We start from the raw sequence: 13,158 nt of genomic DNA on the forward strand, positions 1-13,158 counted from the left end.
GGGGGACTCTGCTTCAGTCATTAGGTCGACTATTTTTCCTCATTCTGTAGAGGCAAAGCTCTATTCAAACTTCATTGCTATGTTATGCAAGTCTTCCCCTTCTTGCATCCTCTACATGCCTAAGTTCAGTCTTCCATTTATTTTGTTTGATTCTCAAACATGTTCACAAGGTCTTCCATTTCATGTGTTTTCACACGTGCCATCAATGATTCGACCGCATCGTCGACCTTTTTCCCTTCAAACAGGACGTGGTAAAGCGCCTCTGTAATCGGCATGCTGACCTTGTATTCTTTGGAGAGCTGATAAGCGCCTTTTGTTGTACGGACGCCTTCGACAACCATCCCCATTTTTTCAAGCACTTCTTCAAGCTTATACCCTTTACCAAGCAGATTTCCGCAGCGCCAGTTACGTGAATGAACACTTGTACATGTCACGATCAAATCTCCAACGCCCGTTAAGCCGGCAAATGTCAGAGGATTCCCTCCCATTTTTGTACCGAGACGTGCGATTTCAGCGAGTCCTCTAGTGATGAGCGCCGCTTTCGCATTGTCACCATACCCAAGCCCGTCTGTGATCCCTGCCGCAAGAGCAATGATATTTTTCAGTGCGCCGCCAATTTCTACACCAATCACATCAGGGTTTGTGTATACTCTAAAGTTGTTGTTCATGAACAAATCTTGAACAAATTGAGCCGCTTCAATATTTTCTGATGAGACAGTGACAGTTGTCGGATGACGCAAGCCTACTTCCTCAGCGTGGCTCGGTCCTGATAAGACGACGACAGCTTCTCTTTTCTCATCTGGGACTTCTTGTTCAATCATTTGAGATATTCTAAGAAGTGTATCTGGTTCAATCCCTTTACTGACATGGACAAACGGCACTTTCGATGTGATCAGCTCATTTGCCTGCTTCAACACTTCACGAATGGCCTTTGTTGGCACAGCGACAATAATAGCGTCTGTCCCCTCTAACGCCTGCTTCATGTCTGTCGTCGCCTGGATAGACGCTGGCAGTGCGACATTTGGCAAGTAATCATGATTTTCATGTTTCTCATTGATTTGGTCAATGAGCTCTTGTCTATGTCCCCACATGTGTACATCATGATGATTATCAGCTAATACAAGAGCAAGAGCTGTTCCCCAGCTTCCTGCTCCAAGTACTGAAATTTTCTTCATTCTGCTCACCCTTTTTATTTTCTAGCTCTCGCAAATATTTTAATCGGTGTTCCTTCAAAACCAAACGCATCTCGAATGCGGTTTTCTAGGAAACGTTCATAGGAAAAGTGCATAAGCTCTGGATCGTTTACAAACACAACAAAGGACGGAGGCTTAATTGCCACCTGTGTCGCATAATAAATTTTCAGGCGCTGTCCATTATGAGTCGGCGTTGGATTCATGGCTACTGCATCCATGATGATATCGTTCAAAATATTCGTTTGAACGCGCATCGCATGATTTTCACTAGCTGTAATAATGGACGGCATTAACGTATGAATTCTCTTTTTCGTGAGAGCAGACATAAACAAGACAGGTGCATAATCTAAGAATTGAAAATGCTCACGAATGTTTTGCTCAAATTCCTTCATCGTACGCTCATCTTTTTCAACAGCGTCCCATTTGTTCACAACGATCACAACGGCTTTACCAGCTTCGTGTGCATAGCCTGCAATACGTTTGTCCTGTTCAATAATACCTTCTTCACCATCAAGAACAACAGCGACAACATCAGAACGATCAATGGCTTTTAATGCACGAAGCACACTGTATTTCTCTGTTGTTTCGTATACTTTTCCTTTTTTTCTCATACCTGCTGTATCAACAATGACAAAGTCACGCTGATTGTACGTAAACATCGTATCGACAGCATCTCTTGTTGTACCAGCGATGTTGCTGACAATGACGCGGTCTTCTCCGAGCATCGCATTCACTAAAGAAGATTTCCCTACATTCGGGCGACCGATTAAGCAGAACTGGACAACTTGTTCGTCATACTGCGTATCTGGTAAGTTCTTAAAGTGTTCTGCAACTGCATCAAGTAGATCACCAAGACCTAATCCGTGCGTTCCAGAAATCGGATATGGCTCGCCAAACCCTAGTGCATAAAAGTCATACACGTCACTTCTCATTTCAGGGTTGTCCAGTTTATTGACAGCAAGTACAACTGGCTTTTTCGTGCGATATAAAATTTTTGCGACTTCTTCATCCGCAGATGTCACACCGTCTCGGCCATTTACCATAAAGATGATGACATCCGCTTCATCCATTGCGATTTCTGCCTGATGGCGAATTTGCGCTAAAAATGGCTCATCTCCAATATCAATTCCACCAGTATCTATTAAGTTAAAGTCATAATTTAACCATTCAGCAGAGCTATAAATTCGATCTCTTGTTACACCAGGTGTGTCTTCTACAATCGATATTCTTTCGCCTGCGATTCGATTAAAAATTGTAGATTTTCCAACGTTGGGCCTTCCAACAATGGCTACGACAGGTTTACCCATAGTACCCTTCCTTTCAATCCAGCCGCGATTCAATATGTTCATCATCATGTTTCAACCGGGATTTAAAATTTTCATTCAGTTTTATGAAATAAACCCTTCAAACATGAAGGGTTCAACTTATATATTATATCAATTTTTAATCAGACCACAATGAATAACTTAAAAATGTTTGACAATCAAGTAAAGATCTTCTCCAATTCCGTGTGCAATTCCATCTAAAATGGCCTCTAAATTCATGGCGTACATGTCGAGTTCTTCTTTATTTTCACAGAAAAAAACGGCTGTACCGCCCATGACCCGCTCTTTATTTGTTGTAGCCACAGCGAGTATAAATTGTTCAATGGTGTTCGTCATGCCCTATTACCTCACTTTCTTTTTTATGAACTCTGTCGGCATTCTGATGGCATTTTCTAAAATGGGTACTTCTTCTAATACACGGACAGCCAAATCTTCACGATACCATTGCGGTAAAATGAACACACCAAGTGTGCCGTTATTCAAATCACGCTTTGCGAGCGGACAGAGGGATGGTTCACCAGAGTCGCGATACACACCAAGTACATTGGATAAATCAAATAAAATGGCTTGCCGCTGCCCAAGGTTGGCAATCGTTGTGGCTGCGTTGAAATTTTTCGGTGTCAAAATAAAGCCCATCCCATGCTCTAATATGAGCTTTTGCTTTTCGGGCAATCCGATATTCATGATGTAAATATCGTTCACATAAAGCCCTGCCCCATCAAAGCGAAGCTCTCCTTTTTGTATGTTGACGATATCCTTTAATTGGCTGCCAGACATTAATAGCTTTGCCAAGAAAAAACAAAGAATACCGACCACTGTCCCAATAACGAGCGAGAAGAAAATACAAGCTGTGGTCGTAATCAGTGCCGTGAGAATCGCAATATAATTTCGGCTTTCAAAGGCAATGGCAATACCTTCTATATATGTACTGCCTCTTGAGACTAGCTCATATGAATCCATTTGAGTTAACGTATTTCTTTCCATATTGCGGACATCTCTGAATTGCGTGGCCGCCAGCGTGAGAAAGGTAATCGCCGTAAATTCCTCCTGAATGAGTGCTGGCATAATGATCGCACCAAGTCCTGAAGCGATAAAACCAAGCGCAATGTGAATCACTTGTCCATGAATATATGTAGGGTATTGTCGGTAATCTGTTCTTAACATATAAAGCCTGGCCGCCATCCCAAAGATGACACCAATAATCACAGGAAACGTATAATCCGTCATGTTGATTTTGCAGCCCCTTTTACTGGTTTTCTAGATGAACGGGCGTTCAAGAGCTTTTCAAGCTGATCGACACCTAATAGGAAGATAGACCCTTGAACAACAAGGGATAGAAAAGAGAGATCTCCTATGACAATCGATGATGTCAGGCGGTGAATCGTGAGCGCATAAAGGGCTTCGCCAAGACATACAGACATCATCCATAAGGTGACTCGTTCTGTGAAATGATGTCCATATGTCAAAGACATCAAGATCAACAAGGCAAATACGACCCAATCCACTTTTATTAGCGTGAACCAAACCGGGTCATATAATGCAAAAATCATAAAAAAGGCATATGCGCTTACCATAGAACCTAATTGTATGATTCTCATTATTCGATGACCAGAGCGGCATATAACGAAACCCGCACATGCATATAAAAAGGTCATCAAGTATCCTGCATTTAGGCTCATATCAAATATGGATATCATGAAATGACTACATATAATCTGGACAAGGACAAAGACACCTAGTACATTGCGCCATGAGCTTTTTTCCATAATAAATGTCACGATAATCCAAACGAACCATATGGACCAATAATAGTACAAAGCCTCCAACGTCTCATCACCTCAATTACATTATGGGAAAATCCCCAATTTTTAAACGTAAGGGATCACTTTGGGCATTGTATGAAATAAACAAGAGGTGACACCCTAATGGTTGAGGAGGGATGTATGATGGGAAAAGATAGACAGGAAAAACGTTTAAAGGCATCAAAAAGAGTGGAATCTGACCGTGATCAATCCATTCATTATAAAGGGGCAACAGCATTAGAAGGTCCAGATAGCGCGCGAAAAAGAAATCAATAAAAAAAGCATGTGATAACCACATGCCTTAGATGTTTAAGGGCTAAACTTGCTTTTAGTCCTTTTTCTTATTTGATCTTAAACTATAGTACGTTGTGTCGATGCCTCTTTCTTTGAGCCAATGACTTGTTGCATCTGAAATGACAAGTTGGGTTTGTCTCAGTTCTTCAATGGTCTTCACGCCAAGGACTGTCATCATCATCTTCACATCTTCTTGAAGATCTATAACATCCGCGATGAGACCGCTCTCCCCTCCGTCAGTCAGTGATTTTAAGAAAAAGCCAGCTAGACCAGCAGCGGATGCGCCAAGAGCAATTGATTTTGTTACATCAAGGGCGTCTTGTATACCTCCGGAGGCTAAAACCGTTTGATCTGGAAAACTTGTATGTACTTCAGCAAGACTCGCTGCAGTTGGAATCCCCCATTGATCAAAATAATGAAGTGCTTTTTGACGTCGAAGATTTTCGATCTTAGAAAAGTTCGTACCACCAAATCCGCCTACATCAACGGCCGCAACCCCAGCATGAAATAACTTTTTGGCCGTTTCCTTGCTCATGCCAAATCCAACTTCTTTTACGACAACAGGCACACCAACTGATTCATTGATGGCTGTGATGCGCTCAAGTGCCCCCCTGAAATCACGGTCTCCTTCAGGCATGACAATCTCTTGAATCACATTTAAATGAATCTGGAGCATATTGGCCTCCAGCATCTCAACGGCTTCCTTCGCTTGCTTCATCGTTGCCTCACTGCCTAAGTTCGCAAAGACAATTCCATCTGGATTAACTTTACGAACAACTTCATACGTACGTCTTTCTTCTTTATCTTTCAGTGCAGCCATTTGTGATCCAACTGCCACCGGAATATTGGTTTCCTTCGCTGCGATCGATAAAGAGCGATTAATCTCATAGGTCGATTTTCCGCCCCCGCCAGTCATTGCATTGATAAAAATTGGCGAACCGAAAGTCAGTCCGCCAATTGTTGTATGTGTATCAATTTGTGATGTCGCAAGATCTGGTAAACTGGCGTGAACGAAGGAAACATCTTTTAAACCTGTTGCTGCATGCTGTCCAGTGGACAAGGCATGTTCAATATGCTGTTTCTTTCTTTCTGCTCGCGTCAATTTTGATCACCAAATTATTTTAATTTATTGAGCTTATCTCCGATCAGGTCACCAAGCTGGAATCCACTTGTGTTTTCTTCTTTCGCCTGATATTGACGATAATTCTCTTCGATTTGTTTTTCGGGGTTTTCTTCTAAATCACGGATACTTAGTGAAATGCGCTCTTCATCTTCATTCACATCAAGCACTTTTACTTTCACAGTCTGCCCTTCTTCAAGGACTTCATGCGGCGTACCGATATGTTTATGAGAGATTTGGGAAATATGCACAAGTCCCTCGACGCCTGGCAGAATTTCAACAAATGCACCAAAGCTCACAAGACGTTGAACAGTTCCTTCAAGCACATCACCTTGTTTTACCTTTTCACCAATCTGGCTCCAAGGTCCTGGTAATGTTTCTTTAATAGATAGTGAGATACGCTCGTTATCACGATCAACAGCAAGTACTTTGACCTGGACTTCCTGGCCTTCTTCCACTACGTCAGATGGCTTTTCAACATGCGCATGGGATAGTTGAGAAATGTGAACCAATCCATCAATGCCGCCAATGTCTACAAATGCACCAAAATCAGTAAGGCGCTGCACTTTACCATCAATCACACTGCCAACCTCAAGCTTTTGCAGGAAGTCTTGCTTTTTGTCTAATTGCTCTTGCTCCACTACTGCACGATGCGAGAGAATCACACGATTTTTTTCGCGGTCAAGTTCGACCACGACAAGTGAGAGTGTTTTACCTTTGTAGTCTGAAAAGTCCTCAACATAGTGCGCTTCTACAAGAGATGCAGGAATAAATCCACGCACACCAATATCTACGACAAGACCACCTTTTACAACGTCTTTTACTTCAGCTTCAAATACTTCTTTTGTTTCAAACTTTTTCTCTAGGTCTTCCCAAGCGCGGTCTGCATCAACAGCACGTTTCGATAAAATCAAAGCATCGTCTTCGACTTTTGTTACTTTAAGCTCTAATTCGTCGCCATCTTTCACGACATCTGATGCTTTTTCAACGTGAAGACTTGATAATTCACTGATTGGGATGATCCCAGGCTGTTTCACATTGACGATATCTACATTGACATGCTTGTCCTCAACTTTAGAAACAATCCCTTTCACTACATCTCCAACCTCTGGTACCTGAACATCGATTTGATTCATTTCCTCTGTCATTTCGATAACCTCCTTGGTCCAAACCTACACAGCTTAGTTAAAACGACTGGGTGAATATGTGTCTTAAGCATGATGATTACCAGCCGAGTATGTATTATAGAAACATTCAAATCAACAGAATTGCTTGAATGATCAATAAAAATAGTATTAGTATAAACTTCTAATAAAAGACCTTGTTTGTCAAGAGATAAACCTCTAACTTATAAAAGTTTTCTAAAATTTCTTACTGTTTCTCCACACGGTCTGCTGCATCTAAAATTTTACCTGCTACCTCTTGAATGGAAAGAGAAGTGGTGTCAATTTCAATGGCGTCATCCGCTTTCTTTAGCGGCGAAACTTCGCGCTCAGAGTCAAGCTTGTCACGTCTTGCAATCTCTTCGATCAGCTGATCGTAATTGACATCGTAGCCTTTTTTCTGATTCTCTTCAAAGCGGCGTTTTGCTCTTTCTTCTACAGATGCAAGCAAGAAAATTTTCACTTCGGCATCTGGAAGAACGTGCGTACCTATGTCTCTTCCGTCCATCACGACACCGCCTTTTTTACCAAGCTCTTGCTGCCTGCGGACCATTTCTTCCCGAACAGCTCTGTGCTTTGCGACAACCGATACTTGGTTGCTCACGCGGTCAGTGCGAATCTCCTCTGTCACATCGGTATTGTCTAGATGAACTTTTTGACCCTCGTCTGTTGAGACAAGTTCAATCACCGTTTTTTTCAGTAATGCATCAAGTGCTTGCTCGTCTTCAAGATCTACACCATGATGAAGTGCCGCAAGCGTAATCGCACGGTACATGGCACCTGTATCGATATAAATATATGATTTTTTTGCTGCGACAATTTTTGCCACAGTGCTTTTTCCTGCTGCAGCAGGACCGTCAATTGCGATAGATAATTTCTTTTTCATAATACCTCTCCTTGATTGAATCTCCCTTATAAATTGTAACACGATCACCGGTCAAACGGGGGAATTTTCTATCAATCCTTCTGCTTAAACGTCTCGATCCAATCTTCAATGCTCATGTTATTTACACCCTCGTATTGCACGACTTTTGACAAAAATAGTTCTCCTTTCGTCAAATGAAGTGTGATCTGAACGGCTAATAATAAGACAAGCTGAATGAGCACCGCTTTCAATAACCATCTTTCCATTGTCTTCATACAAAAAGCCTCCACGCTAGATTCTATCACCTCTAGTATGGAAGCTTTTAACATCCTTTATTCTTATGCTTTTTTTACACGTGTTAAAAGCTGCTGCTGGAAGCAGTACTTCATAATGTGTTGCTGGTGGTCATTTGTGATCTCAGAAAACTCCATGATCGCTCTTGTTTTGCCAGTCTGCTCATCTTGATAGACTCGGCTCATCTCTGCAACCGCTTTAATTTTGACAGGCTCTTTCAGCGGAAGTTCAAACTCTGTGATCACTTCTCCGTATTCTTTCAATGAGACACCCTCAGGAACAGCAATTGCTAAGCCGCCAGCACTCATATTGACAATAAACGTGTCAAAGGATGCTTCACCTGTTTGCGTGATCGTGGTTTTGACCATTGTATCGACTCTCAGGTATTCTCTACGCTGAAGCCGAATCATTTCTTCTTTTGGGGGAATGGAAATGACGATCATCGGAATATCTTCTTTCCTCTTCCCAATGACTTCGCTTGTACATTTGTATGGAATTTGATTTTCATCGAAAAAGAAAACGGTGATTTCTGTTTGCTGGTTTAAATAGATCGTGCGTCCCGTTTCTTTATCAGCTGGATAATTAATGCAAATATCATCGTTATTATTTTCCAAAACTTTCGATTTTGCAGTTTTCACTTCTTTGTTCTCATTGACATATTCAATTGTGATTGCATCCCCTATTTGTAACATTCCTCATCACTCTTTTCATCTGTGAAATCATATCCTCTCCTATATTAAACCATGTATAAAACAAAAGGAAAAGGCTTATTCGCCTTTTCCTCGCTTCCTTTTCTATAGGTCTTTATATATAGGTTCTGCGTTTTTTAGTTTATCTACTCGTTCTTCTTTTCCAGTATCCGCATTAATAAACATTCGGTACGTATCATTTTTTATCGTTCCAAGGAACTCATAGCATAAAACTTCCTCTGACATATCGTTTTGAACAATCGCTACATGAGTATCTTCGATTTTTACATGCTGATTGAGCGTTTTCTTCGCTTCTTTTTGCGAGATTTTAGGTGCTTTGATGTCTCTTGTTTTATGATTCGTTAAATAGTCTTTCGCTGAAAATCCAACCACTTCACCATCGTCTAATGCGACCTTCATGCGTATACTATCTGGATAAAGCAGTACATTTTTTTGAAGAGGTACATAGGTAAATACACCGATATTATCAAATTGCGCACTTTCATCTAAATGGAATGACTCTGCATCAAATCCTTGCTTCTTTAAGAAGCTGAGTGCTTTTTCTGATGCTTGATTTAAACTGATTTTCTGTTTTTTCACGTCTCGATTTTGAAGAAGGTAGACTGGATGTCCTCCTTTTTCAGTTAAGTCTAAATAAAAATTCGCTTTACTATCAGGATCTGACATCGATAAGCTGTACACATCTCGATTGGTTTTGCTTCCGCTTTTTCTCACCTTAAAATGTTGATTATGATCAGGTGCGAATTGCTGAGCAATGCGTATCGCTTCTTTCTTTGAAATCTTTTTGCCCTTTAAATGATTGTAGCCGCGTGTTTCTGCTTCTGTCGACACATTTGTCGGTCCGAGATCGACATCTGCAAATGCATCTGCATTTCTCTCGACTGTTTTCAAGCCGTCAATGATGGTGTTATCATTCTTTCGGTCACCATCAGCAAGTGCCATTTCAACATCCATCCATTTTAAATTTTTGTTGAGGACGAGATGCTGCACTTGTCTCAGTTCGTTTTGGATATCAGATGCTTGTTGATATAAGGACGAAATGGTTTTGTGCGTATTTTTGTTTAATGGTTCATCTGATAAGGATTTAACTGATGATTTGTAGCTAAAGTCTCCGACATTCGCCAAAAATTCTTCCGTTTTGTTAAAAGGCATTAATGTGAGCGGAAGCTGACTCACATTGTTATGTGCTTCTGATGACATTCTCCATACATCTGCAAGTGCTGGTGAAATCGACGATTGGCTGTTCATCGCAAGCGTTGCCCCAAGTTTGTCGTGCAGCTGATCCACTTGGTACGTTAAATCGTGGAAGGCCCTCTGATAGTTGTTCTCTGCGTGCAGCAGCACTGCGTCTTTTTCTTGATGCTCTTTATAGCCCCAATAACCTGTTGAGATGACAGCAATTCCTAAAATGGCAATCAATATTCCTCTGATCATTTATTTACACCTCTTTTTATTCGCAGAAAATATGTTTCCCGATTCGTTTAATTTGTGGTCTTCCCCAAATCCATGGACTTGTTGCTGTATCAGGATTAAAGTAATAGACGGCGCTCTCAGACGGGTCCCAGCCGTTAATGGCATCAAACACAGCCTTTTTTGCAGTTTCATTTGGTGACATATAAAATTGACCATCCGCCACAGCTGTAAACGCAAGCGGTTCAAAAATAACTCCTGCGATTGTATTTGGAAAAGTCGAGTTGTTCAAACGGTTTAAGATGACGGCAGCGATCGCCACCTGTCCTTCATACGGCTCACCTCTTGCTTCACTATAAACCGCTTGTGATAAGAGCTGAATATCATTACTAGAAAAACCACCTGGCATGTTGGCTGCCGTTTGTTTCGGTGTTTGATTTGCTTGCTGATTACCTGACTGTTTCGCAGACTTTCCAGATGCTCCGCTTTGACTTTTTTGATTCTCTTTTGCACCTTGAGCAGTCTTTTTTTGTGAGCTTCTTTTCGCAGGAGCTTTTGTTTGCTGATCAAGAGGTTTCCCGCCATAATGGGTAAACTCATTCCCCTTTTGCAGCTGCTGCTGAACAAAGTCTTTATAGTATTTTGTCTTTTGAACTAATAGGCTTTTTGTTTGTTTACCTACAAGTCCGTCGACCTTTTTTACACCATATTGGCTTTGAAAGTTGCGAACGGCCCAGTACGTTCCCCAGCCATATACACCATCAATTTTGCCATTGTAAAAGCCATTGTATTGGAGCCGTGCTTGCAACTCGACTACATCTTCTCCTGTCGCACCACGCTGGATGACTTGACTGGTGAAGGCTTCACTTTTTTCAGTTGTCATCAGTGAGGTTGCGAGTAGAACGATTGAGAAGATAAGGACGATTTGTTTCATGAAACGAGCTTTGTCCATATTTGATCCTCCTGTACTTTTGATGTTTGAATATATATTTCTTCCAATCCCTATTTTTATACATTCATCACAGGAGAGAAATGGATGAAAAGACAAAAAAACGCCCTATCAACTGATAAGACGTTTTCTACATTAAATTTTGCACCATTTTCACTGAACGAGCTTTTTTTGCTTTTCGCAGGCCAAACCACCACAAAAAAATCATGAATGGCAGCATGATATATCCCCAATTTTTCATTCCTAACAATATGAAATCATATAGGCCGTGAAAAAGCACAGGAAGCGTTAAAGAAAGGATCAGCCATTTGCGCTGCTCCTTTTTATCAGAGAAGCGGGCTTTGCCGATATAAAATCCCATCACAACACCGAATAAAGCATGACTTGAGACGGGTAATAAAGCACGGGTGAATGCATATTCAACTCCGTGACCGACCAAATAAAGAATATTTTCAAGTGTTGCGAAACCAAGTGAGACACTGGTTCCATATACAATTCCATCATAGTGTTCGTCAAATTGGGCATGCGCATAGACGCTGACCATTAAAATAAACCATTTTAAAGATTCCTCTAAGAAGCCCGACGTCACAAATGAAATCAAGATAGGGTTCGTTGTGATATGCTCCTCTTGAAGGACATATTGAATAAACATGGTTGGAAACACAAGTATAACACCTAGCATAAAAGATCTGATGACCATGTGTACCGGCTCATTGTCGTACTGATCTTTCAAATAAAAATAACTTAAAAGTGCGATGCCGGGAGCTAAACCTGCTGAGATGATTGCGATCATAACCAGACCTCTTTCCCTACATTATCCTTCATTATCGTACCATGATTTACCCTTTTTTTATATGACTCGAGCCCATTTTTATGAAAATTACTTTCTATATAATCCCATTTTATATCAAAAAGAACCGAATCCCTTAGAAGGATCCAGTTCTTTTTTTATCGTTCATTCTTTTGTTGATTTCTTCTGCAATTAGCCCCCCATGAAATCTCCCGTTTTCAATGAAAATTTCATTGGCATTATTTCCAGCTGCAATCACTCCTGCGATGAAAATACCTTCTACGTTTGTCTCCATCGTCTGTTCATCAAATGCTGGTCGGCCTGATTCTTGATCAATTGTCACACCCATTTTTTCTAAGAAAGAATGATCTGGATGATAGCCTGTCATGGCAAAAACATAATCACTTTTCACTCGCTCCGTTTGCTCTTGTTGGTTAGTAAAAATCACTTCTTCTTCTGTAATTTCCTTCACCTGCGCTCCAAACTCCATTCGAATCGTTCCATTCCGCACAAGTGCTTCAAACTCTGGCAAAATCCAAGGTTTGATGCTAGATGAATATTCAGTTCCTCGATAAAGTACAGTGACTCTACTTCCGCATTTCACAAGTTCTAGCGCAGCATCGACACTTGAGTTTTTCCCGCCGATCACCGTTACATCTTTATCAAAGTATGGGTGTCCTTCTTTAAAATAATGATACACATGTGGAAGGTCTTCCCCTTTGACATTCATATAGTTTGGATGGTCATAGTAGCCAGTAGCAATCACGACATAATCACATACATAGTCGTCTTTTGATGTGCTCACGGTAAAATGACCGTCTTTTTTCGTCACAGCGTTCACTTTTTCAAAGGCATGTACACGCAGGCTTTTTCGTCTGACTACTTCTCGATAATAAGAAAGTGCCTGGATACGAACAGGCTTGCGATTTTCAGTAATAAACGCGACATCACCAATCTCAAGCTTTTCACTTGAACTGAAAAAGGTTTGATGTGTTGGGTAATGATAAATACTGTTGACGACATTCCCCTTTTCAATGACAAGTGCATCAATTCCAATTTGCTTGAATGCGATGGCAGCTGATAACCCGCATGGGCCGCCTCCTATTATGATCGCTTTTTCTTGTTTCATTTGTTCCACTCCTGTCGTTTCAATGCAATAACAATTGCTAGCTGTTTCATGAGTTGTTCCATTCCATAAAAAAAATCTCCTATTTAAGGATAGGAGATTTTAAGGCACGATGCA

Annotated in this window: 15 protein-coding genes; 1 reads left to right on the top strand and 14 read right to left on the bottom strand. The window is 41.0% G+C overall.

Translation table 11 applies throughout. The features are described from left to right. Positions 1–137: 137 nt before the first annotated feature. The 5 genes from MKY18_RS10350 to MKY18_RS10370 form a co-directional block, all read right to left on the bottom strand. On the bottom strand, positions 138–1,175 hold the full coding sequence (locus tag MKY18_RS10350; RefSeq protein ID WP_003216041.1) for an NAD(P)H-dependent glycerol-3-phosphate dehydrogenase: 1,038 nt from the start codon (positions 1,173–1,175) through the stop codon (positions 138–140). 14 nt (positions 1,176–1,189) lie between these two features. Further along, entirely contained in the window at positions 1,190–2,500 is a 1,311-nt protein-coding gene (der, locus tag MKY18_RS10355) for a ribosome biogenesis GTPase Der (RefSeq protein ID WP_003215663.1), read from the bottom strand. A 159-nt stretch (positions 2,501–2,659) separates the two neighbouring features. Further along, on the bottom strand, positions 2,660–2,854 hold the full coding sequence (locus MKY18_RS10360; RefSeq protein ID WP_342497508.1) for a hypothetical protein: 195 nt from the start codon (positions 2,852–2,854) through the stop codon (positions 2,660–2,662). Between the two features lie 6 nt (positions 2,855–2,860). Next, positions 2,861–3,745 carry a YIEGIA family protein gene (locus MKY18_RS10365; RefSeq protein ID WP_003215905.1) on the bottom strand — a complete coding sequence of 295 codons (885 nt, stop codon included), beginning with the start codon at positions 3,743–3,745 and terminating at the stop codon, positions 2,861–2,863. Next, positions 3,742–4,116: a hypothetical protein gene (locus tag MKY18_RS10370; RefSeq protein WP_342497509.1), complete on the bottom strand. Its 375-nt coding sequence runs from the start codon at positions 4,114–4,116 to the stop codon at positions 3,742–3,744. The genes MKY18_RS10365 and MKY18_RS10370 overlap by 4 nt, the downstream gene beginning before the upstream one ends. 348 nt (positions 4,117–4,464) lie before the next feature. Here MKY18_RS10370 and MKY18_RS10375 point away from each other — a divergent pair, with 348 nt between their 5' ends. After that, positions 4,465–4,596: a YpzI family protein gene (locus tag MKY18_RS10375; RefSeq protein ID WP_003215762.1), complete on the top strand. Its 132-nt coding sequence runs from the start codon at positions 4,465–4,467 to the stop codon at positions 4,594–4,596. A gap of 52 nt (positions 4,597–4,648) precedes the next feature. Here MKY18_RS10375 and fni read toward each other — a convergent pair whose 3' ends face one another. From fni to MKY18_RS10420, 9 genes are all read right to left on the bottom strand, one after another. After that, positions 4,649–5,716, bottom strand: a complete 1,068-nt coding sequence (gene fni / locus MKY18_RS10380) for a type 2 isopentenyl-diphosphate Delta-isomerase (protein ID WP_185108477.1) — start codon at positions 5,714–5,716, stop codon at positions 4,649–4,651. Between the two features lie 14 nt (positions 5,717–5,730). Next, on the bottom strand, positions 5,731–6,882 hold the full coding sequence (rpsA, locus tag MKY18_RS10385; RefSeq protein ID WP_003215529.1) for a 30S ribosomal protein S1: 1,152 nt from the start codon (positions 6,880–6,882) through the stop codon (positions 5,731–5,733). A gap of 223 nt (positions 6,883–7,105) precedes the next feature. Then, complete coding sequence (gene cmk, locus MKY18_RS10390) at positions 7,106–7,783, bottom strand: (d)CMP kinase (protein ID WP_044141097.1); 678 nt, start codon at positions 7,781–7,783, stop codon at positions 7,106–7,108. A 71-nt stretch (positions 7,784–7,854) separates the two neighbouring features. After that, the gene (locus MKY18_RS10395) at positions 7,855–8,037 is read right to left on the bottom strand and encodes a YpfB family protein (RefSeq protein ID WP_034661090.1); all 183 of its coding nucleotides are present in this window, start codon (positions 8,035–8,037) and stop codon (positions 7,855–7,857) included. Between the two features lie 63 nt (positions 8,038–8,100). Continuing rightward, positions 8,101–8,748 (bottom strand): flagellar brake domain-containing protein, encoded by a 648-nt coding sequence (locus MKY18_RS10400; RefSeq protein ID WP_044141096.1) that lies wholly within the window; start codon positions 8,746–8,748, stop codon positions 8,101–8,103. Positions 8,749–8,850: 102 nt separating this feature from the next. Continuing rightward, entirely contained in the window at positions 8,851–10,200 is a 1,350-nt protein-coding gene (gene ypeB, locus MKY18_RS10405; RefSeq protein WP_044141095.1) for a germination protein YpeB, read from the bottom strand. 16 nt (positions 10,201–10,216) lie between these two features. After that, positions 10,217–11,128 carry a spore cortex-lytic enzyme gene (gene sleB / locus MKY18_RS10410; protein ID WP_106065510.1) on the bottom strand — a complete coding sequence of 304 codons (912 nt, stop codon included), beginning with the start codon at positions 11,126–11,128 and terminating at the stop codon, positions 10,217–10,219. A 127-nt stretch (positions 11,129–11,255) separates the two neighbouring features. Next, positions 11,256–11,918 carry a glutamic-type intramembrane protease PrsW gene (gene prsW, locus MKY18_RS10415; RefSeq protein WP_044141093.1) on the bottom strand — a complete coding sequence of 221 codons (663 nt, stop codon included), beginning with the start codon at positions 11,916–11,918 and terminating at the stop codon, positions 11,256–11,258. A gap of 133 nt (positions 11,919–12,051) precedes the next feature. Further along, complete coding sequence (locus tag MKY18_RS10420) at positions 12,052–13,044, bottom strand: YpdA family putative bacillithiol disulfide reductase (protein WP_340911782.1); 993 nt, start codon at positions 13,042–13,044, stop codon at positions 12,052–12,054. Positions 13,045–13,158: the final 114 nt, after the last annotated feature.

The sequence above is a fragment of the Bacillus sp. FSL R7-0672 genome (genome assembly GCF_038601465.1).
In the GTDB taxonomy this organism is placed as follows: domain Bacteria; phylum Bacillota; class Bacilli; order Bacillales; family Bacillaceae; genus Bacillus; species Bacillus pumilus.